Source organism: Pandoraea sp. B-6 (genome assembly GCF_000282835.1).
Lineage (GTDB): Bacteria > Pseudomonadota > Gammaproteobacteria > Burkholderiales > Burkholderiaceae > Pandoraea > Pandoraea cepalis.
On sequence record NZ_KB290559.1, the window covers coordinates 66,000 to 88,458 of the forward strand.

Sequence of the window (22,459 nt, forward strand, 5' to 3'; positions counted from 1 at the left end):
CTGCCTCATGAACACCCGGTTGGCAAAGGATTGGCCGTAACGTAAACCCGAGCGGATTCCGGGGTCAGGTGATTGTGAAACATGTCTAATATAACTTCAGGGCAAGTCAATGTCGCTCATTAACTACGTCACCCAGATTCAGTTCGAGTTCGGTGCCATTCGTTTGCTGCGGAGTGAGTGCGAGCGGGTCGGCGTGCGCCGGCCGATGATCGTGACCGACAAGGGCATTCGCGTTGCTGGCATCATCGATCAGGTACTTGGGGCCCTGGCAAGCGATGACGAAGTGCCTATGTACGATGGCACTCCCCCCAATCCGAACGAACGTGCCGTGCGCGAGGCGGTGGCAGTGTTTGTCGAGAACGATTGCGACGGTGTCATTGCCGTAGGAGGGGGATCGTCGATCGATTTGGCGAAAGGGGTAGCCGTCTGTGCCACACATGAAGGTCCCTTGCAAAGCTTTGCCGTGATCGAGGGAGGGGCGACGCGGATCACGTCGGCTACTGCACCCGTCATCGCGATTCCGACCACCGCAGGTACCGGCAGTGAAGTTGGCCGGGGCGCTATCCTCATTCTCGATGACGGCCGAAAGGTCGGCGTCATCTCGCCTTTTGTTGTGCCGCGCGCTGCCATCTGTGACCCGGATTTGACGATGGGACTTCCTGCCGCATTGACCGCAGCCACCGGTATGGACGCCATCGCACATTGCGTGGAAACGTTCATGTCGCCAGCATTCAATCCAGCCGCCGATGGCATCGCGCTCGACGGACTGTGGCGTGCATGGAGGCACATCGAGCGCGCCACATCACACCCGGACGACAAAATTGCGCGCATGAACATGATGAGCGCCTCGATGGAGGGCGCACTTGCCTTTCAGAAGGGGCTGGGGTGTGTGCACAGCCTGAGCCATTCGCTGGGTGGCATCAACCCGCGATTGCACCATGGCACGTTGAACGCGATTTTCCTGCCGGCGGTGATCGACTTCAACCGCAGTGCGCCAACCGTTGAGCAAGAGGGAAAGCTGGATCGGCTCGCGCAGGCGATGGGGCTGGCCGACACGTCAAGTGTCGGTACATCGATCCGTGAGATGACGCGCCGGCTCGGTTTGCCAACGACGCTCTCCGATATTGGCGTCACGCGCGACATGTTTGCCGCGATCGTACAGGGCGCCTTGAAAGACCACAGCCACAAGACGAATCCGCGCGTCGCGTCGGAGCGCGATTACGAGCATCTCCTGGAAGCTTCGTTCTAGCCAACACAGGGGAATTTCGGGCGGCGGGGTGTGAAACGGCGAATTGCACGTCCTCATCGCACCTGTACCGCAATACGTTTGCAACTCGTAGAGGAAAGCATGGGTGACAAAGTAAGTGTTGAGCGAGACGGTGATATCGCGATCGTCTCGCTCGACAATCCGGGGCGACTCAATGCGCTCACGTTGTCGATGTGGCGCGAACTGGGCGCGACCATGAACGCGCTCTCGGACGAAGGCGGGGTTCGCTGTGTCGTTTTACGTGGCGCGGGAACTCAGGCATTCGCAGCGGGTGCCGACATCAACGAATTCGCGACTTGTCGAGCGAATCGGGAACAGGCGCACGCCTACGCCGAGGTCACAACTGCGGCGATGACGGCGATCGAGCAATGCAGGCACCCGGTCGTGGCCATGGTTCATGGCGTATGCGTAGGGGGCGGGCTCGAAATTGCGTCGCTTTGCGACATTCGCATTTGCGGCGAGTCAAGCCGGTTCGGCGCGCCGGTCGGGCGGCTTGGCCTGACGATGTCCTATGGCGAACTCGCTGCACTGATCAGACTGGTCGGTCGCTCGGTGGCGATGGAGATTGTGCTCGAAGGGCGCATTTTCGACGCGCCCGCGGCGCTTGCCAACGGCATCGTCTCGCGCGTGGTGCCCGACAGCGAGGTGGAATGTGAGGCCATGTCGGCGGCTCGCCGTATCGCGCATGGTGCGCCGCTCGTTGCCCGATGGCACAAACATGCGGCCAATCGGCTCACGCGTTCGCCCGAGTTGTCGCGTGTCGAGATCGAATCCGCGCTCGACTGCTTCGATACCGAGGACTTTCGCATCGGCGCTGAGGCATTCAGCGCCAAACAGAAACCAATCTTCAAGGGAAAGTGAAATGGGTCCGTTGAGTGGAATGAAAGTCGTCGAGCTGGCACACATCATGTCCGGCCCGGTGTGCGGCATGATGCTGGCCGACATGGGGGCGGACGTCGTCAAAGTCGAGAAGGTGCCAGACGGGGACGACTCGCGGCGCTTCTCGCCCATCCTGCCGGGTGGCGAGTCCGCATCGTTCATGATCGTCAATCGCAACAAGCGGGGAATCGGTCTCAATCTAAAAAGTGAGAGCGGGCGAGGCGTGCTTAAACGTTTGCTCGCTGACGCCGATGTGGTCACCGAAAACTATCGGGCGGGGACGATGGAGAAGTTTGGCCTCGGCTACGACACGCTGAAAGTGATCAATCCCGGACTCATCTATTGCGCGATATCCGGCTTCGGGCGTACCGGCCCGTTCGGCGAAAAGGGCGGCTTCGATTTGATCGCGCAGGGCATGAGCGGGATGATGAGCATGACGGGCGAGGAAGGGCGTGAACCGGTCAAGGCGGGCTCCCCTGTCGCCGATATCAACTCAGGCATTCTCGCCGCACTCGGTATTGCGGCGGCGTATGCGCACAAGCTCCGCACGGGAAGAGGCCAGATGGTCGACACGTCTCTGTTCGAGGCGGGCTTGCAGCAGATGTACTGGCCGGCAGCGAGCTATCTCGCCGACGGTACATTGCTGCCAAAGATGGGCTCCGCAAACTCCACAAGCGCGCCTTATCAGGTGTTTAAAACCAGTGACGGCTGGATCAACATTGGTGCCGCCAACCAAAGCAATTACGAGCGTTTGCTCGAAGTGTTGAACGCACCGCAGCTCGCATCGGATTCCCGGTTCGAGACCAACGCGCTTCGACTCGCGCATCGAGACGAACTCGTTGCAATCCTCAACGAAATCCTCGTTCGGCGCACCACTGCGGATTGGATGACGCGCTTCGATGCGATTGGTTTGCCCGCCGGCCCCGTGCTCGATATCGCCGCCGCGCTGGCGCACCCGCAGACAATTGCCCGGGACATGATCGTCGAGACTGAGCACCCGGTGGCCGGGAAGGTCCGGGGCCTCGGGTTGCCCATCCATTTTTCCGAGCGGGAGCGCACGGGCAGCCGCCCGGCGCCGCTGCTCGGTCAACACACGCTGGAGGTACTCAGGGAAGCGGGCTACACGGCCGACGAGGTCGACCGACTGATCGAAGAAAAGGCAGTGATTGCATTGGCAAAGTAACGGTGAACAGGGCGTGTGAAAGCGGGGTCCTTACGTGGTCAAAGACGCGACACATCGCGCATGACGAAAAGATTAGGAGACGAATATGAGTGGAACGATATCCCGTCGGAATTTCCTGACGACGGCAGGCGTGGCCGTTGCCGCAACGGCGACCGGCTTGGTGCAGTCAAAGCTCGCGTTTGGACAGGGGGCGCCTATCGTACTCAAGTACGCGAGCAGCCTGCCAGATAGCCATCCGCTTAACGCCCACATGCGTAATGCGTCGGCGGCGATCAAGAAAGAAACGAACGGTCGGGTCGACCTGCAGATCTATGCGAATGCGCAGATGGGCGGTGATACCGACATGCTTTCGCAGGTTCGTGCGGGCGGGGTGGATTTCATTCCGTTGCCCGGGGCGATTCTCTCGACGCTCATTCCCGTCGCCTCGATCGAAAGCGTGCCGTTCGCATTCAAGAAATACGACGAAGTGTGGGCCGCGATGGACGGCGATCTCGGCAAGCACGTGAGGGAAGATGCAGCGAAAGCGGGCCTCATCGCGATGGACAAGGTATGGAACAACGGCTTTCGGGAGATTACCAGTTCCACGCGTCCCATCACGACGCCGGCCGACCTCAAGGGCTTCAAGATTCGCGTGCTTGTGAGTCCGCTATGGACATCCATGTTCAAGGCGTTCGGTGCGGCCCCGACCGGTATCAGCATCAATGAGACCTATTCCGCTCTTCAGACCAAGGTGGTCGAAGGGCAGGAGAATCCGCTGGTGGTAGTACAGTCCACGCGCCTTTATGAGGTCCAGAAATACTGCTCTTTGACCGGACACATCTGGAATGGCTTCTGGCTGCTGGCGAGTGGGAAGACCTGGCCAAAGGTTCCGAAGGACCTGCAGGAGATCATCGCGAGGCATATCAATGCCGCCGCCATGAAGCAACGCGAGGAAGTCATTGCACTCAATCAAAGCCTGGAACCCACGTTGAGCGCCAAGGGCATCATTTTCAACACAGTCGACCAGCAGCTATTCCGTTCCGAATTGCAGAGAAAAGGTTTCTACGCGGAATGGAAGAAGAAGTATGGTGACGCGGCGTGGGCCCTGCTGGAGAAGTACTCCGGGCAGCTTTCCTGAGGAAGGACGGATCATGAGCACTGATATTTCTATGGGAAACTTTCCGTTGACGGGGGCGAGCAAGCCACTGGGGCCAGTGGGAAAGGCTGGGCATGTTCTCGATGTGTGCATCCGCTGGTCAACCGAGCTTTGCGCGGCAGCGCTGGTTGTGAGCGAGGTTGTTCTGCTGTTCGCAAACGTGTTCTACCGGTACGTGCTGCATGATCCGCTTATCTGGGGTGACGAACTGGCGACGCTGCTGTTCATCTGGCTTGCCATGCTGGGAGCGGTCATTGCATTGCGCCGCAACGAACACATGCGATTGACGACGTTCATTGCGCATTTGCCGCCTGCTCGACGCGCGTTTGTCGATACCTTTGGCTCCGTCATCGTAATTGCTTTCATGCTCGCGCTTCTCTCTCCCGCGTGGGCGTATGTTTCAGAGGAGTGGGCGATCACAAGTGCGGCGCTTGAAATCTCCAATGGATATCGCGTCGCGGCGCTGGCGATTGGGCTGACGCTGATGCTCGCCATCTCCGTGGCGCGTCTCATGGAGCAGGCTCGTGCGCTGCACTTCTTCGTGTCGGCGGGGATCGCGGCCGGCATCACGCTCGCGCTCCTGACCCTGAGGACGGAGATGATCGCGCTAGGCAACTGGAACCTCGTAATTTTCTTTGTGGTGGCCGTCGTTTTCATGATCGTGATCGGCGTGCCGATCATGGCCGCATTCGGTCTGTCCACCGTGGCATATCTCTGCACCGTGACGTCGACGCCCATGCTCGTCGTGATGGGGCGAATCGACGAAGGTATGTCGAGCCTCATCCTTCTCGCCATTCCGCTTTTCGTGTTTCTGGGCGCACTGATCGAGGCGATGGGAATGGCCCAGGCGATGATCCGCTTCCTCGCGTCGCTGATCGGGCACTTCAAGGGCGGACTGTCCTACGTGCTGATCGGTGCGATCTATCTGGTGAGTGGGATTTCCGGGTCGAAGGCGGCGGATATGGCGGCCGTCGCTCCCGCGTTGTTCCCCGAGATGAAGGCGCGAGGAGAGGACGAGAACGAGTTGGTCGCGATGCTGAGCGCGTCCGGTGCCATGTCGGAAACCATCCCACCCAGCCTCGTGCTGATCACGATCGGATCGGTCACGGGAGTATCGATATCCTCGCTATTCACAGGCGGGTTTATGCCTGCCGTCGTTGGCGCGATCGCCATGATTGTCGTCATCTGGCTGAAGAATCGAAAGCGCGATCTCAAGGAGGTGGAGCGCTCCAGGCCGCGCGACGTTGGCAAGGCGTTTCTCATTGCTTTGCCTGCACTTGCGCTGCCATTCGTGATTCGCGCGGCGGTCGTCGAAGGAATTGCGACGGCTACGGAGGTCGCCTCCGTCGGTGTGGCTTACACGTTCGTCGTCGGGCTGGCGTTTTATCGGTCGTTTGATTGGAAGCGGCTCTATCCGATCATCGTCAGCACGGCGTCGCTCTCGGGGGCGATCCTCATCATTATCGGATGTGCGACGGCGATGGCGTGGGCGTTGACCCAGTCGGGATTTTCTCGCCAACTGACCGATCTCATGGCCCATGCGCCAGGTGGCGCCACCGGGTTCCTTCTGATCTCGGCGATCGCATTCGTTGTGCTGGGGAGTTTTCTTGAGGGAATTCCGGCCATTGTGCTCTTTGGTCCCTTACTGTTCCCTGTCGCACGAGCACTGGGCATTAATGAGGTGCAGTACGCCATGGTCGCAATTTTCGCCATGGGTCTGGGGTTGTTCGCGCCTCCGTTTGGTGTCGGATTCTACGCTGCGTGTGCGATCGCGAAAGTCGATCCGGATGGTGCGATGAAGCGCGTATGGCCCTACCTCGGTGCGCTCGCAGTGGCGTTGCTTGTGCTTGTTGCCGTGCCTTGGGTGTCGACGGGCTTCCTGCCCGTATCGTGACGTTCGATGCATTCTCATTGACTGCCTGATTGGATAATTTCGCAGATGATCAAAGATTCCCTGCGCGTTGGCGCGGTGTTCTCGCGCACGCTTGAAGTCGACCGCGCTCGCACCATTTCATTTCTCGGCGAGGCGCTGCGCGTCTACGCGACACCGCAGCTGGTCAATGATCTTGAGCAGGTCTGTCTTGACGGATTGCTTGGTCATATTGACATCGGTGAGAACTCAGTTGGCACTGCCGTCGATATCGCACACACGGGGGCGACGCTGCTCGGCATGCGCGTGCGCATTGATGTGACGGTTGCCAAAATCGAAGGACGCAGCGTCACGTTCGATATCTCGGTATTCGACGACATTGAACAGGTTTGTACCGGAAGCCATTCGCGCTTCGTGATTAACGTCGAGAAGCTCAAGTCGCGGGTAGCGGAAAAGGCAAGTCATGCGGGAACGGTTGGCTTATGAGAGGCGGCAGACCGACAGTCGCGCGCCCGGAGCGCATACGGCAATGAATCATATCGACGAGACGACGCCAATTGACGAGAACGAGATACCCATCGTCGATGCGCATCACCATCTGTGGAATTTATCCTCGGGACGCTATCCCTGGTTGCAGGACGCGTATAACGACGACTTTTTCCTGGGTGACTATCGCGCTATCTGTCGTGACTTTCTACCGCAGCACTTTCTGGAAAATGTTGGCACACAGCCGGTTATCGCGACTGTCCATGTCGAAGCCGAACGCGCGCGCGACGAGCAGATCGCCGAGACACGGTGGTTGCACGAAGTGCACGCGAAGCACATGTTTCCGAATGCAGTCGTCGCACATGCGTGGTTCGACCGGCCCGATACGGAAGAGATTCTCGCGCGCCACGCCGCGTTTTCGCTGGTTCGCGGCATTCGCTCCAAGCCGGTGACGTCACACCGGCCAAGCGAGTCGGTCAAGGGGGTGCCCGGGACGATGCAGGATCCGGCCTGGCTGCGTGGCTTCTCCCTTCTGGAGAGATTTGGCCTGTCATGGGATTTACGTGTGCCGCCTTGGCATCTTCCCGATGCAGCGGAAGTCGCGCGTCAGTTCCCGAAGACCATGATCGCGCTGAATCATACGGGGTTCCCCTGGGATCGGAGTCCAGAGGGGTTGGCGCATTGGCGTGGCTGGATGGAGCAACTTGCGAAGCAACCGAACGTTTTCGTGAAACTTTCGGAGTTTGGTCTCCGGGATGCACCTTGGCGCTACGAGGACAACCGGCAGATCGTGCTCGATACCGTGTCGATATTTGGTGCCGAACGATGCATGTTCGCGAGCAATTTTCCAGTAGCTGGCCTGCGCGTGCGTTACGACGTGCTCGTCGGGAGCATGCGCGCCATGCTCGAACCGCTGGGGCGAGACGCCCAGGAGAAGATCTTTTTTCGGAACGCGTTGCGATTCTATCGGATCGATCTGCGCTGATCTTGCGTAATCCGCTTCGTTTTGACGTTTCCCATGATTCGGCAGCAGGTGACGCCGGAATTTGCACACAAGACCTTCGAGGATAGCGACGCCCATGTCAGACGACCTTCACGACTCGGACGCGGTGCTGGGTGCGTCAGCACTACGACGTCGCTTCCTCGAAACAGGCGCTGACGATGACTTACCCATCGCAGATGCCCATCAGCATTTTTTTGACGTCGACCGGAACTACTACCCGTGGCTCTCGGACAAGCCGGTCGGCAACTTTCGCTATGGCAACTACGACAAGATACGGCGAACCTTCCTGCCAGACGATTACTTTCGCGCAACGGGGCGTCATCGGGTCGTGAAGACAGTACTTATCGAAGCGGAGTGGAATCCGGCAGATCCCCTGGGCGAATTACAGTGGGTGGAAGCGCTCGCGCACGAGCAAGGTTACCCGCACGCCATGTCCGCACAGGCGTGGCTTGACAGGGATGATGTGAATCAGGTGCTCGACACGTACGCCCGCCATCCGCTCGTCAAGGGAATCCGTCACAAGCCGACGGCCGTCTCGCGCCATGAGTACTCGTCCGGCTTCACCGCACCGGGATCGATGCGCGATCCAGCATGGCGCGACGGCTACGCTGGACTCGGGCCGCGAGCGTTACTTTTCGAGCTTCAGGTGAACTGGTGGCATTTCGGCGAGGCGGCCGAGCTTGCGCGCGATTTCCCGGAGACGCAGATCGTCATCAATCACGCCGGTCTGCCAGCCGATCGTTCGGACGACGGGTTGCGCGCGTGGCGACTGGCATTGGAGACGGTCGCCCGCGAGCGGAATGTGCATCTGAAGATTTCAGGCATTTGTATGCCAGGTCAGCGGTGGAGCGTCGAGGGCAACGGACCAGTCGTCCGCACGGCGATCGACGTGTTCGGTACGCATCGCTGTTCATTCGCAAGTAATTTTCCGGTCGATACGGTGGTGGACGATATGACCGACATCTTCGATGGCTTCAAGGCGATCGCGCGAGCGTATTCCGTCGAAGATCGGCTAAGGCTTTTTTATGACAACACAGCCAGGGTCTATGACCTCTGACATGGGAGCATGCAATGGTGAAATTGACGGGAGAAATGCTGATAGGTGGGAGGGCGATATTTGGTACTGCGGCTCGGTTGCGTGCCTTCGATCCGGTACGCGGTGTCGACCTTGAGCCGGTGTTCGGCGCCGCGGACGTTGGGCTGGTCAATCGCGCCTGCACATTGGCGGAGAGCGCTTTCGATGCATACCGAATCGTGCCACTCGAGGCTCGCGCGGCGTTTCTGGAACAGATCGCGGAAAACATTCTAGCGCTCGGCGACGTGCTCATCGAGCGAGCGCATCTGGAGTCGGCGTTGCCTAAGGCGCGGCTGGAGGGAGAGCGAGGGCGAACCGTCGGGCAGTTGCGTTTTTTTGCGTCACTCGTGCGTGATGGCCGTTGGCTGAGTGCGACGCTCGACAGCGCGATGCCTGAGCGGACACCGCTACCTCGCCCCGACCTCCGGCTTCAGAAGGTGCCGCTGGGGCCGGTTGCGGTTTTTGGGGCAAGCAATTTCCCGCTCGCATTTTCGGTGGCGGGAGGGGACACGGCGTCCGCGCTGGCGGCGGGATGTCCCGTCGTCGTAAAAGCGCACCCTGCGCATCTCGGCACGTCCGAGTTGATGGCGCGCGCCATCCAGCACGCCGTTCACGAATGCGGATTGCCCGAGGGTGTATTTTCGCTGTTGATTGGCGCGGGTAATGAGACTGGCGCGGCACTTGTGTCGCATCCAGCCATCCGGGCGGTGGGTTTCACCGGATCTCGCAGCGGTGGGCTCGCGCTGGTCGACATTGCTGCCAAGCGTTGGGAGCCCATTCCGGTCTATGCGGAGATGAGTAGCATCAACCCGTTCTTCGTCTTGCCAGGGGCTCTCGAGCGTCGATCGGATGCGCTGGCTGCCGGGCTGGCGGATTCCGTGACGTTGGGCGCAGGGCAGTTCTGCACGAATCCCGGGTTGATTGTGATGATCGACGGTGCGAAGTCGCGCCAATTCGTCGACATCGTCGGTGCGGAAATGGCGAAGAAGGGAGGCCAGACGATGCTCACCTCAGGTATTGCCGGTGAGTATGACCGCTCAGTGGACAAGCGCGCGGGCACTAAGGGGGTGCGGCTTGCAGCCGCGGGTAGCGGGCCGGAAGGGCAGGCTGGCGGGCTCCCCGCCTTGTTTGTGACGTCGGCGTCAGAGTTTCTGACGAAACATGAACTGGGAGAGGAGATTTTCGGCCCGACGTCGCTGGTCGTTCTCTGTATGAACGAGGTTCAGTTGGTGGAAGTGGCGCGTCACGTGGAGGGGCAACTGACGTGCACGTTGCAGATGGAGCCTGACGACTATGCGCTTGCCGGCAGGCTCATGCCAATTCTGGAGCGCAAAGCGGGCCGTATTCTTGCGAACGGGTTTCCGACTGGCGTCGAAGTCTCCCATGCAATGGTGCATGGCGGGCCGTATCCAGCGACTTCGGATTCAAGGAGCACGTCGGTGGGTGCGAGTGCGATGGAACGTTTCCTGCGCCCGGTGTGTTATCAGGATCTGCCCGCCGAGTTGCTGCCTGCGTCGGTGCAGGACGATAACCCGCTCGCACTGTGGCGCGTGCGCGACGGGCAGTTGATGAAAAATTGAAGGTGTCTGTCAGGTTCAGGGGGGCGCTCACTCCAGCGCCACCCCCTTCATTTCGCGGCTCATGAACACCGCGACCATCGAGACCAGACTGACCGCGACGACGTAGCCGGCGGGCGCGAGCTTGGAGCCGGTGACATCAATGAGCCATGTCGCGATGAACTGTGCGAATCCCCCGAACACGGACACGCCCAAGCCGTAGACGATGGCCAGCCCCGTCGCGCGAATCCTGCGTGGAAACACTTCGGTGATCATCGTGACCGTCGTTACCGAAATGAAGACCGTCGGAATCGTCAGCACCGCCGCCACGACGAGCAGTCGCCCGGTGTCCGGCGCTGCCGTTAGCCAGGCAAACACCGGCACGATCGAAACCAGTTGCACGACCCGGGCAATCGTAACGCCGCTCTTGCGTCCCCAGTGGTCACAGGCTACGCCCGCGACGGCGGCCAGGGCCATTTGCAGACCGCCCGCCACGAACGACGCCCACAGCCCGCTCGACAGCGACAACTTGAGCACACCCACGCCGTAGTTGGTCAGGTAGTGCAGCGATATGTAGTTCGACGAGGTCGCACCCGCCGTCATCAGGACGCCCAGCACCAACGCTCGGCGATGGGTGCCGAGCACTTCAGCCAACGGGCTGCGCACGCCGAGCTTGGCCGGCTTGGCGTCATGCGTCTCGTCCAGATGCCTGCGAATGTAAGTGCCCACCGGAATCAGCGCCATGCCGATCAGGAACGGCACACGCCAGCCCCATGCCAGCAATTGGTCGTGCGAGAGCGACGTGGTCAGCGCCAGACCGACCAGCGATCCGAGCAGCGTCGAGAACGCCTGGCTGAACAACTGCCAACTGGCGAACAGCCCGCGGTTGTTGGCGTTGGCGTATTCGAGCAGCATCGACGTCGACGCACCCACTTCACCGCCCACTGCGAAGCCCTGCACCAGCCGTCCCAGAATCAACAGCACCGGCGCAGCCATGCCGATCTGCGCATGCGTCGGCGCCACCACGAACACGGCCGAGCCTGCGGCCATCAGCCACAGCGTCAGCGTCATGGCTGCCTTGCGACCGCGTCGGTCGGCGTAGCTGCCGAGCACGATGCCGCCCAGCGGACGCACGACGAACCCCACGCCGAACGTCGCCAGCGATAGCAACAACTGCGTGAATGGCGACGCCGACGGGAAGAACAGCTTGCCCAGTATCGTCGCGAAGTACGTGTAGATCGCGAAGTCGAAGAACTCCAGTCCGTTGCCGATCGTGATCGCCGCGATTTTCTTCGCGAGCGACGCAGGCCGCACATTTGCAGCGCTCGGCGTGGCCTGCGCCGCGGGGGTGTCGAGACGCGTCGTCATGCCGGGTTCTCCATGCTCAGGAAGCGCTCGACCAGACGCGTCCAGTACGTTGCCCCGATGGGCAGCAGCGCATCGTTGAAGTCGTAATGCGGGTTGTGCACCATGCATCCCCCGGCGCCCTCGCCATTCCCGATGATCAGGTAACTGCCCGCGCACTGCTCCAACATGAACGAGAAGTCCTCGCTGCCGGTGAGCGGCTCGAAGTCGTCCATCAGGCCCTGCTGACCCACCCACTCCAGCGCCACCTGACGCGCGAACTCGGTCATCTCGACGTCGTTGATGAGCGCCGGATAGCGCCAGCGGTAGTCGATGTCGACATGCGCATCGAACACGCCGGCCTGCGCATTGACCAGTTCGATGATGCGATCGCGCAACTGCTCGCGCACCTGCGGCGTATGTGCGCGCACCGACAGACGCAGTTCGACGCTGTCCGGAATCACATTGGGCGCATCGCCGCCGTGAATCGCCCCGACCGTCACCACGGCCATGCGGCGCGGATCGACGTTGCGCGACACGATCGACTGCAACGCCACCACGATGTGCGAAGCCACCAGCACCGGATCGACGCTCTCGTGCGGCATCGATCCATGGCCACCGCGCCCGTGCACCGTGATGACCACCGTATCCGACGAGGCCATCGCCGGCCCCGCGCGGAAGCCGATCTTGCCGACCGGAAACCCCGGCATGTTGTGATAGGCGAACACGGCGTCGCACGGGAAACGCTCGAACAGGCCGTCTTCGATCATCTTGCGCGCACCGGCCAGGCCCTCTTCGGCTGGCTGGAAGATCAGATGCAGCGTGCCGTCGAAATCGCGAGTCCTGGCCAGATGGCGCGCCGCCGCCAGCAACGTCGCGGTGTGGCCGTCGTGGCCGCAGGCGTGCATTTTGCCCGCCTGCCGGCTGGCGTACGACTTGCCCGTGGCTTCCTGGATCGGCAGCGCGTCCATGTCCGCGCGCACACCCACGGTGCGCGGGCTGTCGCCCACCTTGAGCGTACCGACCAGCCCGGTCTCGCCAATGCCGCGTGTGACGGTGTAGCCCCACTCGGTCAACTTGTCCGCCACCAGATCGCTTGTCCGGAACTCCTCGTAGGCCAGTTCCGGATGCGCATGAATCTGATGACGCAGCGCGCGCATGTCGGCGTCGTGCTCAAGAATGTCGGCCGGAATGTCGGCCTCGATCGTCGCCGGAAAGGCGTACGCAGTGGTGTCGTGGGGCATGGTTTCTCCAGGGCGGGCCGTCGGGGCGGCCGTGTTTGTGAATCGCACGTGTACGGCACATGGAATGTCGACGCATCGTAGCCAGATCGTCGGGCGCCCGGTAGGCAACGCCAAATTTTCGTGTCAACCCAGGGTTGACGCCCCTGCCAAGCCAGCCGATGATGCGGTGTCGTCGCCATCGCTGGCTCCGCCCTCCCGGGGGACGCCGGTCTCACCGGCTGCTGAACCATGTCGTCAGATTTGAAGCTGCATCAACTGGAATGTCTCGTGGCCGTGGCCGATCACGGTAGCGTGCGCGCGGCCGCGAGCCGGCTGGGCCGCTCGCCGACCGCTGTCAGCAAGGCGTTGCGGGAAATGGAGCTGTCGATGGATAGTGTGTTGATGGAGCGGCGCGCCGATGGCGTGGTCCTCACCCCGTCAGGCACGGCGCTGCTGTCTCACGCCCGTCTGATCCTCGGCCAGTTGCGCCGGGCGAGCGAAGATGTGGCGCTGGCGGGCGCCAAACTCGGGGGCACGATCCGCATGGCCGTCACCCCCTGGTTGATGCATGGCGTGATTCCGGCGGTCGTGAGCACCTTCCGGGAGCAGCGTCCGGACGTCCAACTCGACATTGCCGAGCATCTTGGCGGAGACTACCCGGCCGTGCGCAACGGCCATCTGGATTTCGCGTTCGGCCCGACGCCGGACGCCGGCCAGAAGCGCGCCCTCGACGTCCGGCCGATCTATAAGTATTCTTTCGCCGTGGTCTGCCGCCCGGGGCATCCGGGGGCAAACGCGCGGTCGATCGACGACCTCGCCGGCTACGACTGGCTGCTCAGCCGCTCGATGGAGCGCACCGCGCAGGCCATCCGGGCACTCATGGAAAACCAGCGCGACGGCGCCGTGCAGCGCTGCCACTTTGCGCGATCCGTGAATGCGGCGCTGGCTATCGTGCGCTCGACCGATATGCTGAGCGCCGTTCCCTGGCCGTTGATCGAGACGCCGGACATGCGCGACCGGTTCGTCGCACTGGATTTCGATGCCATTACCGACGAAAGTACAACGTGCCTGATCACACGCCGCTATGAACCGCTGCAAGGTGCGGCCCTGGCGTTTCTGGAGACGTTCTGGCGTGTGGCCAGGGCGTTGGCTGATTCGCCCGACGGCCCCACGCGCCGGATCTTGAGCATGGTGGACCCGGCCGATGAGGCCGAGCGCGGTGTCGGCGGGCCAGCGAGCGCTCGATATGCCATCGACCCATCCGAATGACAAGCCGGCATCTCCATCCGGCGGATCGACGACGGCAGCCGTCGCGGACAAATGGGGATGCCCAACCGCTCGATTTCGTCAATCCTCCCATAACTGTCTGGGGGACGCTTATGGGACGGTTGCCCTTTAAAGTCCGTGGCTGTGATGAGGTGACACCGGATTTCGGAGCGCTGGGCAGTCCAAATGCCACAATCGGCATGCGCACAGACCTTCGCGGGAAGGACGAATTGGGTCATCTCGAACTCCGGCGCTCAGTTCAAGCCGCATGATCGTCCAGGCTGCGAATCGCAGACATCGTGCTTGAGTGCGTGTATCAGACATCATCCCGTCGTAGATTGCGCTATTGACGCGTACGTGCGACATCGGTCACCGCCCCGGGGGGGGAACTGCGGCCAACGTACCACCACGAACTTTCCTGTCCGACGGTTTCGCCGTGCGGCGGGGAGACTCCGAAGATTGATCAGTGCGTGAGACGCGTGATAGGGTCGAACGCAAATCATTGATTGCACACACGCTAATGGCATCGAAGGGACAAGCATTCGCGGCGGAGACACGGAATTTCCGCGGCGTTTTGGGGAATCGGGGAAGTCGTGACGTGTTCGGCCGTTGGTTGCGCCGCACGCGCGGCATGGTCACCGGTTCGCTGCGGTCGTTCGTCATGCTGACGACGATGATCCCGGCCGGCATGGCCCTAGCCGCAGGGACATCGGTGACGCCGAGCATGCCCGCGTCACTGGCCCCGGCGACCCTGGCGACGGCCATGGCACCGATGCCGTCCGCCGTTCCCGACATTGCGCTGTACTACGGACGCGACCTACCGGTCGATGCGTTGCAGTCCTTCGATTGGGTGGTCGTCGATCCAACACAAGCTTCGTTACCCGACGCATCGCTAACCCCACATACCACCTGGTTCGCCCGCCTGGACGCGCGCGACACCGCGCAAACGCCGGAGGCGTTCGTCGATGCGCGCGTGGCGCCGCTCTGGGCGCAAGGCTATCGCAACTTCCTGGTCGACGACGGTGCACCGCTCGTGGCCGACGCCGATAGCGACGCGCGCATCGCCGCGCGCGTGAAAGCCGTTCGCGCCCGTTATGCTGACGCGCGTCTCGTACTGCGAAACCACTTGGGCGTGGCGTCGTCGCTGGCGCCGGAACTTGCCGGTGTGCTTGCCGACGGACTGTTGCATCGATACGACGCGCGGGCGATGATTTTCGTCGACACACCGGCAGACGCGCGCCAATCCGCGCTCGATCAACTGAAAGCGTTGCGCGAGCAATCCCATCTTCCGACGTTTGCGATGGACTACTGCGCGAGCGCGGATGTGGCCTGCCGCCGCGACACGGCGCGCACGCTCAATCAGACAGGCGTGCGTGCGTTCGTCACCGATCCGGACGTTGAGACGGTCGGTGTTGGCCGCATCGAAGTGATGCCGCGCAAAGTGCTGATGGTGCAGGCGCCGGGCGACGGCGAACCGATCGACCTGACGACGGGTGCGCGCGATATTTCCATGCCGCTGAACTACCTCGGTTACGACGTGCAATACGTCAATGTGAACAAGGGCCCGATGCCGGCCAATGTGCGCAGCGACCGCTATGCGGGCATTGTCGTATCCATCGATCGCAATGTGAACAATGCCGGCGCGTGGCGACGCTGGCTGCTGGCCCGAATTCATGACGGCATGCGCGTGGCGGTGATCGGACAGTTCGGTTTCCCGATCGATCAGCAGACGGCTCAGGTGCTGGGCCTCGAACGTGTGGCGGGCACCGTGCCCGGTTCGGTGGTGCCGAGCGTGGTGAGCAAGGCGCCGATGATGGGCTTCGAGATCATGCCGACGCCCGACGTGCGCGACGCCCTCGGTGTGCGCGTGGGGCCGTCCGGCCAGCCGCTGCTGCGTCTGCAAGCGGGCACCTACACCTACGACATGGCCGGCATGTTGCCGTGGGGCGGCTATACGCTCAACCCCTATGGGGTGACGTCGCTGTCCGGCATCGGGCAGGAGCGCTGGGCGATCCAGCCGATCGACTTCCTGCGTCAGGCGCTGGCGCTGCCGCAGATGCCGGTGCCCGACGTGACCACCGAGAACGGCCGCCGACTGATGTTCGTGCACGTCGACGGCGACGGCTTTGCCTCGCGCGCGGAATTCCCGGGCGTCGACTATGGCGCGATGGCGCTGTATGAACAGATCTACACGAAGTATCCTGTGCCCACGACGCTGTCGGTGATCGAGGGCGAGGTCGGTGCGAAGGGGATGTATCCGAAGATTTCGCCGCGTCTCGAAGAGATTGCTCGCAAGATGTTCGCACTGCCGAACGTCGAGATCGGCTCGCACACCTTCTCGCACCCGTTTAATCTGGAGCAGATCAACCAGACCACCGGCGAGCGTATCACCGGCAAGGCGAACAAGGAGTGGGGCGGAGACGATGCCTTCTCGCTCGACATCCCCAACTACAAGTTCAACCTCGATCGTGAGATCCAGGGCTCGATCGACTATATCAACGGGCGCCTTGCGCCCCCGGGCAAGAAGGTCGTGGTGCTGCAATGGCCGGGCGATGCACAGGCCCCCGCGATTGCGATTCGCAAGGCATGGGCCGCGGGCGTGCTGTCGATCAACGGCGGCGACACGATCATCACGAAGACGAACAACAGCTGGACCAACATCGCACCGTACGGCGTAGAGAAGGGCAGCCTGCCGACCGAGTTCCAGGTGTATGCCGCCGTGATGGACGAAAACGTCTACACGAACGACTGGCTCGGGCCTTACTACGGCTACACGCGCGTGCTCGAAACGTTCGCCATGACCGACAAGCCCATTCGCTTCAAGGCGGTGAACCTCTACTACCACATGTACTCGGGCACGAAGGTCGCATCGCTCAATGCGCTCAAGGAAGTCTATAACGCGGTGCTCAAGCAGCCCGTGTTCCCGATCTTCACCACGGAATACATCCGCCGCGTGCTGGACTGGCGTCGCGTGGCCGTGGCGCGCGAGGTAGCCGCGGACGGCGCCACGCGCTGGCGCGTGCGCAGCGGTGCCGATTTGCGCGAAATGCGCTGGCCGGGCGAGGGTGTGCCGGTCATGGGGACGTCCGATGACGTCGCGGGTTATCTGCCGGGGCCGGGCGGGCTGTACATCCACATGGGGGGCGACACCGCCGAGTTCTCGATCGCCCCGAAGGGCGCCGAGCGCACGCCGCACATCGACGAAGCCGCCGGGTTCATCCGCGACTTCCAGCGCACCGGGCGCAATCTGTCGTTCCGCTTTGGCGGCTACTACAAGCCGTTCGTGAGCGTGGTCAATGCCGCCGGTTGCCGCATCAGCGTCGACGGTGTGGCCAAGGGGCGTGCCGATGGCGCGGGTCGCCTGCGCGCCGAGGTCTCCGGCGTTGCCGAGAAGCCGGTCGTCATGCATACCGTGGGGGTCGACTGTGACTGACGCCGCTCGCCCCGATCCCGACAGGATTGCCGACGCAGTGACTGGAAAGCCGTTCGACAAGCGCGAACGGCTGAGCGCGCCGTGGCTGACGGTCGCAATCGGCGCAGGCATCGTGCTCGCGCTTGCCGCTGCCCACCCGAGCGACGACGACCAGACGCGCGCGCTCGCCGCGCAACCGCCGAGCGAATTGTCGGTGGCCTATCTCGAAGCGTGGCTGCGCATTGAACCCGGCGCGCCCCGTTATCTCGATCTGCTCGGCCAACAATATCTGGGGCTGGGCCGTTGGGACGACGCGATGGGCGTTGCGAAGACGCTGCGCGGCATGTCCGACGAGCCAGACCGCCGTCGCGGCATTCTGCTCGCGCTGGCGGCCACGGAGCAGCGGGCGTACGAAGTGCCCGCCGACGATCCGCGTCGCGCCGAGCGCATGGCGCGATACGTGGAACTGCTTGACGCAACGTCGCAGTACCAGTGGGACGTGCCGACGCTGCGCATGCTGGCGGAAAAGGCCCGGCTGGCGGGTGCCCAGAATTTGATGCTGCGCGACTACCGCCTGCTGGCGGCCGCCGATGCCAAGAACGCCGCGCAATGGCAGGAGAAGCTGGCGGACGCCGCCTTCGCTCACGCCGCCTATGACGATGCCGCCAATGCCTATTTCGCCGCGCAAGACGCGGCAACCACGCGCGACGATCGCCGTCGCCTGTTTCTCGCGGGCATCCGCGTGCTCGTGTCGGCGAATCAGATTTCGCGCGCATGCGCGGAAGGCGAGAAACGCGTGGGTGAACTGGCCAACGATCCGGTAACCCTGCGATATCTGCTCGAGGTCGCTCGTCAGGCGGGCCGCCCGGACCTGATGACGAAGTACGCGCGGGCACTCACGCAACTGTCGAGCCTGGTGCCGCAGTCGCGTGGGGCGCATGTGCAGCTCGCCGGCTGGTTGCCGGGGGTGACCGCCGACGGCCGCGGGCTAGACGGCGCCGGTCGTGCGCAACTGCGCTATCTCGATGGCCCGGAAGGCGTGCGCGCACGCGAGCGCATGGGCGCGTATCGCATCGTTCGTGTCGCCGATGTGGGCTTGGCCCGTGGCGCGAGTGCGGCGGATGCCGCATCGGACGCATCCACGAAAGCGACGAAGGCGGCGAACGCGGACAAGACGTTCAAGCCGGACGCTCCTGGGAAATTCGATTGGGACGCCGGTACGGCAGCCGTGAAGTCGGCCGAGAGCGGTGCCAATGCCAACAGCGTGACGGCGAACGATTACGACGTGGCCTTCAAGGCGTTTGTCGAAGCGGGTCAGCTCGACGACGCCGAGAAACTCGCGCAGCAGGCGCTGCAGCGCAAGCTCGATCCGCTCATCTGGACTCGCCGTCTCGCGCAGGTCGCGCAATGGAACGGGCATCCCTCGGTCGCGCTCACTTACTGGCGCAAGTACGCGGACGCCACGGGTAACGCCGAAGCATGGCAGAACGTCTATCAGCTCGCGCCGCAGCTCAATGATGATCAGGCCTATCTCGCGGCGCAGATCTTCGAAGCCGAGCGCCAGCCGAGCGATCTCAAGCTCAAGGACGATATCGTCAATACCTACGAACGTCTCGGTCGCCCCGACGAGGCGCTGACGTATCTCAAGCGTCACGCGGCGGGCAATCAGCGCCGCGCGCTGCTGGAGCGCGAGGGCGACGTCGCCCAGCGCGTTGGGCAGGACGCCGAGGCGCTGGCGACGTTCGAGACGCTGCAAAAGGAATTCGGTCCGTCGCCGGACTATGCGCTGCGCATTGCCAGCCTGATGTATCAAAAGGGCCAGGTGAAGCCGGCGCTGGCCGAGCTGCGCAAGGTGCGCGACATCGCCGGAACGCTGCCGGACGACGCGCGCTACTGGCGCACGTACGCCGAAGTGGCACGCCTGGCGCAAAGCGACGAAGATGCCAACTACGCGTATCCGCGTCTGTTGCGCACAGGCAAGGCCGAGGCGCTCGACCTCAATGCGATGACCTACTTCTATCAGGGGTATCCGCTCGATGCCGGCCGCACGGCCGAAGCGGAATTCCGGCAGAACGATTCGGATCTTGCGCTCCAGTCGGCCATCTACTTCTACACGACGGCCCGCGCCTATGATCGGGTGCAGGCCCTGCTCGACGGTCTCGACGCCGAGCAGCGCGATCGCTTCGCCAAGTCGAGCGAACTGCTTTCCACCCGCGCGACCTATTATCAGCAGATTCAGCGTTGGGACGCGGCGCTGGCCGATCTGCGCGCGGCATCCCGCCTGGACAATGCGGGTGACGAAGTGCGGGTTGCCTACCTGTGGGCGCTGGTCGACTATGGCAGCGACGACGCGCTCGGCATGGCGCTGCATGACTATCGTCCGCTCGTGGCCGGAAACGCCGAATACTGGGGGGCTTACGGGGCCGGTCTGCTGCGCCTGGGCAATGCGCGTGAGGCGTTGACGTACTTGCGCCAACAGGCGTCGCTCTCGGACGACGACCCGCTGTGGATGCTCTCGCTCGCCGACGCCGAAGAGGCGGCCGGCGATGCCCATACCGCGTGGCGCATTCGTCGCGGCGCCTGGCGCGATCTGCAAACGCGTGCCCAGACCGGACAACTGCGCATCGCCCCGCGCCGGCGGCCGGGCGCGGTGGTGCAACGCCTTGCGGCGCAGACCTCGGATAACGACGGCGTGCTCGAAGCGCAAGCCGCGCGTGTCACGCTCGCGCAAGTGTTCTCGAATGGCGACACGTCGCGCCAACTGTTGGCAAATCTGCTGCGCGATGACCGTCGTTCGGCCGACAGCGCCAAGGTCGGCGACTCGCTGCTGGGAGAATCGGCCGAGCTGGCGCCGCTCAAACCCGCCGGCGACGCGACCGACTCGCCGGCGACGCGCGACCCCGCGTTGCTCTCGCGAAAGGCGGTGATCAGCGCGACCACGCGCGACGTCGGACTGGCTTGGGCGCTGTCCGGCGAACACTTCGATCTGGCCCGTGCCTGGCTGGCACGCGAATACGCAAATCGACTGCTGCGTCCGGCCGATGCGGAAATTGCCCTCGCGCTCGAGAACAACGACCGCGACAAGATGGCGCAACTGCTCGACCGCCGCCAAGGTCGCATGCCGATCGAAAGCGAGGTCGATGCGAACGAACGGCTCGGACGCTCGACCCAGGCCGAGACGCTCGCGTGGCGTGCGGCTGACGGTGCACCGAACAACGACGCCGTGCACACGACATTCACGGACACGATCCTGCGCGATCGATCGAATGCGGGCTTCGATCTCTTCTATTCGCGTCAGGCGCCGCTGAGCTATCTGGAGAGTTCGCTGGTCGGCAGTCTCAACCTCACCAGCCGCATCGGTGTGACGGTCGAGGCGATCCAGCGCAATCAGCGAACCATCGACACGTCGCAGCTTGCCTGGGTGCCGTCGCATGACCGGATCTTCAACTTCACCGTACGCGATCGCACCGTGGCGCGGGATCTGGCGCTCACCGTCGGGCATCGCAGCGAGTTGAACAGCTTCTTCACCGGACTTGCGTCGGCCGCATTCAACCGCAATACGCCCCTGACCACGACTTTCCAGGCGGGCTATAACCAGTTCACCGACATTGCGCCGAACACGCAGGTCGCCGGAACGCGCGACTTCGGCAGTGTGCAGATGCTGTGGGCCGGCGATGGTCGCTGGTACGGTCAGGCGAACGCCGAGTACGACCGTTTTCACGCGCAGGACCGCACGTATCTGGGACGTGGCTGGCGCTTCGGCGGCGAATTGGGGTACAAGCTGCGCATCGACTACCCGGACCTGAACATCAGGCTCGTGGCCGAGCGCGGCATTTATACGCCGGGCACAGCCACCATCCCGTCGCTCGCCGTGCTGCTGCCGACCGGCACCGCGCCGGTGGCCTCGGAGTTCATGCCGATCACGACGACCCAGTACGGTGTCATGGCAGGCTTCGGGCAGGACTACCAGAATGCTTACCGGCGTGCCTGGCGGCCGTATCTCGACGTGGGCTACATTCACGACAGTCAGCAGGGCTGGGGGCCGCAGGTCAACCTGGGCATCGCGGGGTCGGTGCTCGGCAACGATCACGCTCGCGTGTATTACTCGCACGACATCACCAACGGCACCGGTGTTGCCACGACGCAGGTCGGCATCGCGTACCGGCTGTTCTACTGAAATTTCGCATCCGCAAGGGAGAGCAAGACCATGAAGACAATCGTGAGTAAGCTGTGGCGCCGCCTGGCCGGCGCTGCCGTCCTGACCGCGCTGGTGGCGGGCTGTTCGACGATGAACGTCGGCGACGCGCCGAATCTGCCCAAGACGGCCGCCTGGGCGATTCTGCCGATCGCCAATACGACGGAAACGCCGGACGCCGGCCAGCGCGCCGAGAGTATTGCCCAAAGCATTCTGGTCCAGAACGGCTTTACCGATCTGCATCGCTATGTCGGCGATCCGGACGGCGGCGATTCGCTCGTCGGCGGCAACAACGCACAAGCGCGCATGCGTGCCCTGGAATGGGCGCGCAAGACCGGGGCGAAGTATGCGCTCTCGGGGGCGGTGACCGAATGGCGCTACAAGGTCGGCGTCGATGGTGAACCGGTGGCCGGCGTGACGTTCGATGTCATCGATGTCTCGAACGGCAGCATCGTCTGGAGCGCGACCGGCAGCCGCAGCGGCTGGAGCCGTTCGAGCCTGGCCGGCGTCGGTCAGACGTTGATTCGCAATCTGCTGGCACCGCTGGCGCAACGGTAACGGGCCG

At 62.9% G+C, this 22,459-nt stretch carries 15 protein-coding genes; 13 read left to right on the forward strand and 2 right to left on the reverse strand.

Features of this window, described 5'->3' with window-relative positions; translation table 11 throughout:
• Nucleotides 1-109 precede the first annotated feature (109 nt).
• The 9 genes from A985_RS0121385 (at nucleotide 110) to A985_RS0121425 (ending at nucleotide 10,478) form a co-directional block, all read left to right on the forward strand.
• Entirely contained in the window at nucleotides 110-1,249 is a 1,140-nt protein-coding gene (locus A985_RS0121385; RefSeq protein WP_017235419.1) for an iron-containing alcohol dehydrogenase, read from the forward strand.
• Nucleotides 1,250-1,348: 99 nt separating this feature from the next.
• On the forward strand, nucleotides 1,349-2,128 hold the full coding sequence (locus tag A985_RS0121390; RefSeq protein WP_017235420.1) for an enoyl-CoA hydratase/isomerase family protein: 780 nt from the start codon (nucleotides 1,349-1,351) through the stop codon (nucleotides 2,126-2,128).
• A 19-nt stretch (nucleotides 2,129-2,147) separates the two neighbouring features.
• A complete protein-coding gene (locus A985_RS0121395) occupies nucleotides 2,148-3,329 on the forward strand; it encodes a CaiB/BaiF CoA-transferase family protein (RefSeq protein WP_017235421.1) in 1,182 nt (393 codons plus the stop codon).
• A gap of 85 nt (nucleotides 3,330-3,414) precedes the next feature.
• Entirely contained in the window at nucleotides 3,415-4,446 is a 1,032-nt protein-coding gene (locus A985_RS0121400; protein ID WP_017235422.1) for a TRAP transporter substrate-binding protein, read from the forward strand.
• A 31-nt stretch (nucleotides 4,447-4,477) separates the two neighbouring features.
• On the forward strand, nucleotides 4,478-6,358 hold the full coding sequence (locus A985_RS0121405) for a TRAP transporter large permease subunit (RefSeq protein ID WP_026132261.1): 1,881 nt from the start codon (nucleotides 4,478-4,480) through the stop codon (nucleotides 6,356-6,358).
• A 45-nt stretch (nucleotides 6,359-6,403) separates the two neighbouring features.
• On the forward strand, nucleotides 6,404-6,820 hold the full coding sequence (locus tag A985_RS0121410; RefSeq protein ID WP_017235424.1) for a thioesterase family protein: 417 nt from the start codon (nucleotides 6,404-6,406) through the stop codon (nucleotides 6,818-6,820).
• Nucleotides 6,821-6,863: 43 nt separating this feature from the next.
• Nucleotides 6,864-7,805 carry an amidohydrolase gene (locus A985_RS0121415; RefSeq protein ID WP_017235425.1) on the forward strand — a complete coding sequence of 314 codons (942 nt, stop codon included), beginning with the start codon at nucleotides 6,864-6,866 and terminating at the stop codon, nucleotides 7,803-7,805.
• 94 nt (nucleotides 7,806-7,899) lie between these two features.
• Nucleotides 7,900-8,880, forward strand: coding sequence for an amidohydrolase (locus A985_RS0121420; RefSeq protein ID WP_017235426.1), 981 nt, complete (start codon nucleotides 7,900-7,902; stop codon nucleotides 8,878-8,880).
• Between the two features lie 17 nt (nucleotides 8,881-8,897).
• On the forward strand, nucleotides 8,898-10,478 hold the full coding sequence (locus A985_RS0121425) for an aldehyde dehydrogenase (NADP(+)) (protein WP_026132264.1): 1,581 nt from the start codon (nucleotides 8,898-8,900) through the stop codon (nucleotides 10,476-10,478).
• 27 nt (nucleotides 10,479-10,505) lie between these two features.
• Here A985_RS0121425 and A985_RS0121430 read toward each other — a convergent pair whose 3' ends face one another.
• Together A985_RS0121430 and A985_RS0121435 are read right to left on the reverse strand one after the other, a co-directional pair.
• On the reverse strand, nucleotides 10,506-11,822 hold the full coding sequence (locus A985_RS0121430; RefSeq protein WP_017235428.1) for an MFS transporter: 1,317 nt from the start codon (nucleotides 11,820-11,822) through the stop codon (nucleotides 10,506-10,508).
• Complete coding sequence (locus A985_RS0121435) at nucleotides 11,819-13,042, reverse strand: amidohydrolase (RefSeq protein WP_017235429.1); 1,224 nt, start codon at nucleotides 13,040-13,042, stop codon at nucleotides 11,819-11,821. Before A985_RS0121435 ends, A985_RS0121430 begins: the two co-directional genes overlap by 4 nt.
• 228 nt (nucleotides 13,043-13,270) lie before the next feature.
• Here A985_RS0121435 and A985_RS26575 point away from each other — a divergent pair, with 228 nt between their 5' ends.
• From A985_RS26575 to A985_RS0121455, 4 genes are all read left to right on the forward strand, one after another.
• Complete coding sequence (locus A985_RS26575; protein WP_017235430.1) at nucleotides 13,271-14,290, forward strand: LysR substrate-binding domain-containing protein; 1,020 nt, start codon at nucleotides 13,271-13,273, stop codon at nucleotides 14,288-14,290.
• Nucleotides 14,291-14,885: 595 nt separating this feature from the next.
• Nucleotides 14,886-17,720 (forward strand): sugar ABC transporter, encoded by a 2,835-nt coding sequence (locus A985_RS28370; protein WP_157211549.1) that lies wholly within the window; start codon nucleotides 14,886-14,888, stop codon nucleotides 17,718-17,720.
• A gap of 37 nt (nucleotides 17,721-17,757) precedes the next feature.
• Nucleotides 17,758-21,876, forward strand: coding sequence for a tetratricopeptide repeat protein (locus A985_RS26580; RefSeq protein ID WP_017235432.1), 4,119 nt, complete (start codon nucleotides 17,758-17,760; stop codon nucleotides 21,874-21,876).
• Between the two features lie 30 nt (nucleotides 21,877-21,906).
• Nucleotides 21,907-22,452 (forward strand): hypothetical protein, encoded by a 546-nt coding sequence (locus A985_RS0121455; RefSeq protein ID WP_017235433.1) that lies wholly within the window; start codon nucleotides 21,907-21,909, stop codon nucleotides 22,450-22,452.
• The last annotated feature ends 7 nt before the right edge of the window (nucleotides 22,453-22,459 follow it).

What these genes read in the sequence shown, in the direction of transcription:
- A985_RS0121385 (WP_017235419.1), top strand. Translation starts at nt 110, where the DNA reads ATGTCGCTCATTAACTACGTCACCCAGATTCAGTTCGAGTTCGGTGCC.
- A985_RS0121390 (WP_017235420.1), top strand. Translation starts at nt 1,349, where the DNA reads ATGGGTGACAAAGTAAGTGTTGAGCGAGACGGTGATATCGCGATCGTC.
- A985_RS0121395 (WP_017235421.1), top strand. Translation starts at nt 2,148, where the DNA reads ATGAAAGTCGTCGAGCTGGCACACATCATGTCCGGCCCGGTGTGCGGC.
- A985_RS0121400 (WP_017235422.1), top strand. Translation starts at nt 3,415, where the DNA reads ATGAGTGGAACGATATCCCGTCGGAATTTCCTGACGACGGCAGGCGTG.
- A985_RS0121405 (WP_026132261.1), top strand. Translation starts at nt 4,478, where the DNA reads ATGGGAAACTTTCCGTTGACGGGGGCGAGCAAGCCACTGGGGCCAGTG.
- A985_RS0121410 (WP_017235424.1), top strand. Translation starts at nt 6,404, where the DNA reads ATGATCAAAGATTCCCTGCGCGTTGGCGCGGTGTTCTCGCGCACGCTT.
- A985_RS0121415 (WP_017235425.1), top strand. Translation starts at nt 6,864, where the DNA reads ATGAATCATATCGACGAGACGACGCCAATTGACGAGAACGAGATACCC.
- A985_RS0121420 (WP_017235426.1), top strand. Translation starts at nt 7,900, where the DNA reads ATGTCAGACGACCTTCACGACTCGGACGCGGTGCTGGGTGCGTCAGCA.
- A985_RS0121430 (WP_017235428.1), bottom strand. Translation starts at nt 11,822, where the DNA reads ATGACGACGCGTCTCGACACCCCCGCGGCGCAGGCCACGCCGAGCGCT.
- A985_RS0121435 (WP_017235429.1), bottom strand. Translation starts at nt 13,042, where the DNA reads ATGCCCCACGACACCACTGCGTACGCCTTTCCGGCGACGATCGAGGCC.
- A985_RS26575 (WP_017235430.1), top strand. Translation starts at nt 13,271, where the DNA reads ATGTCGTCAGATTTGAAGCTGCATCAACTGGAATGTCTCGTGGCCGTG.
- A985_RS0121455 (WP_017235433.1), top strand. Translation starts at nt 21,907, where the DNA reads ATGAAGACAATCGTGAGTAAGCTGTGGCGCCGCCTGGCCGGCGCTGCC.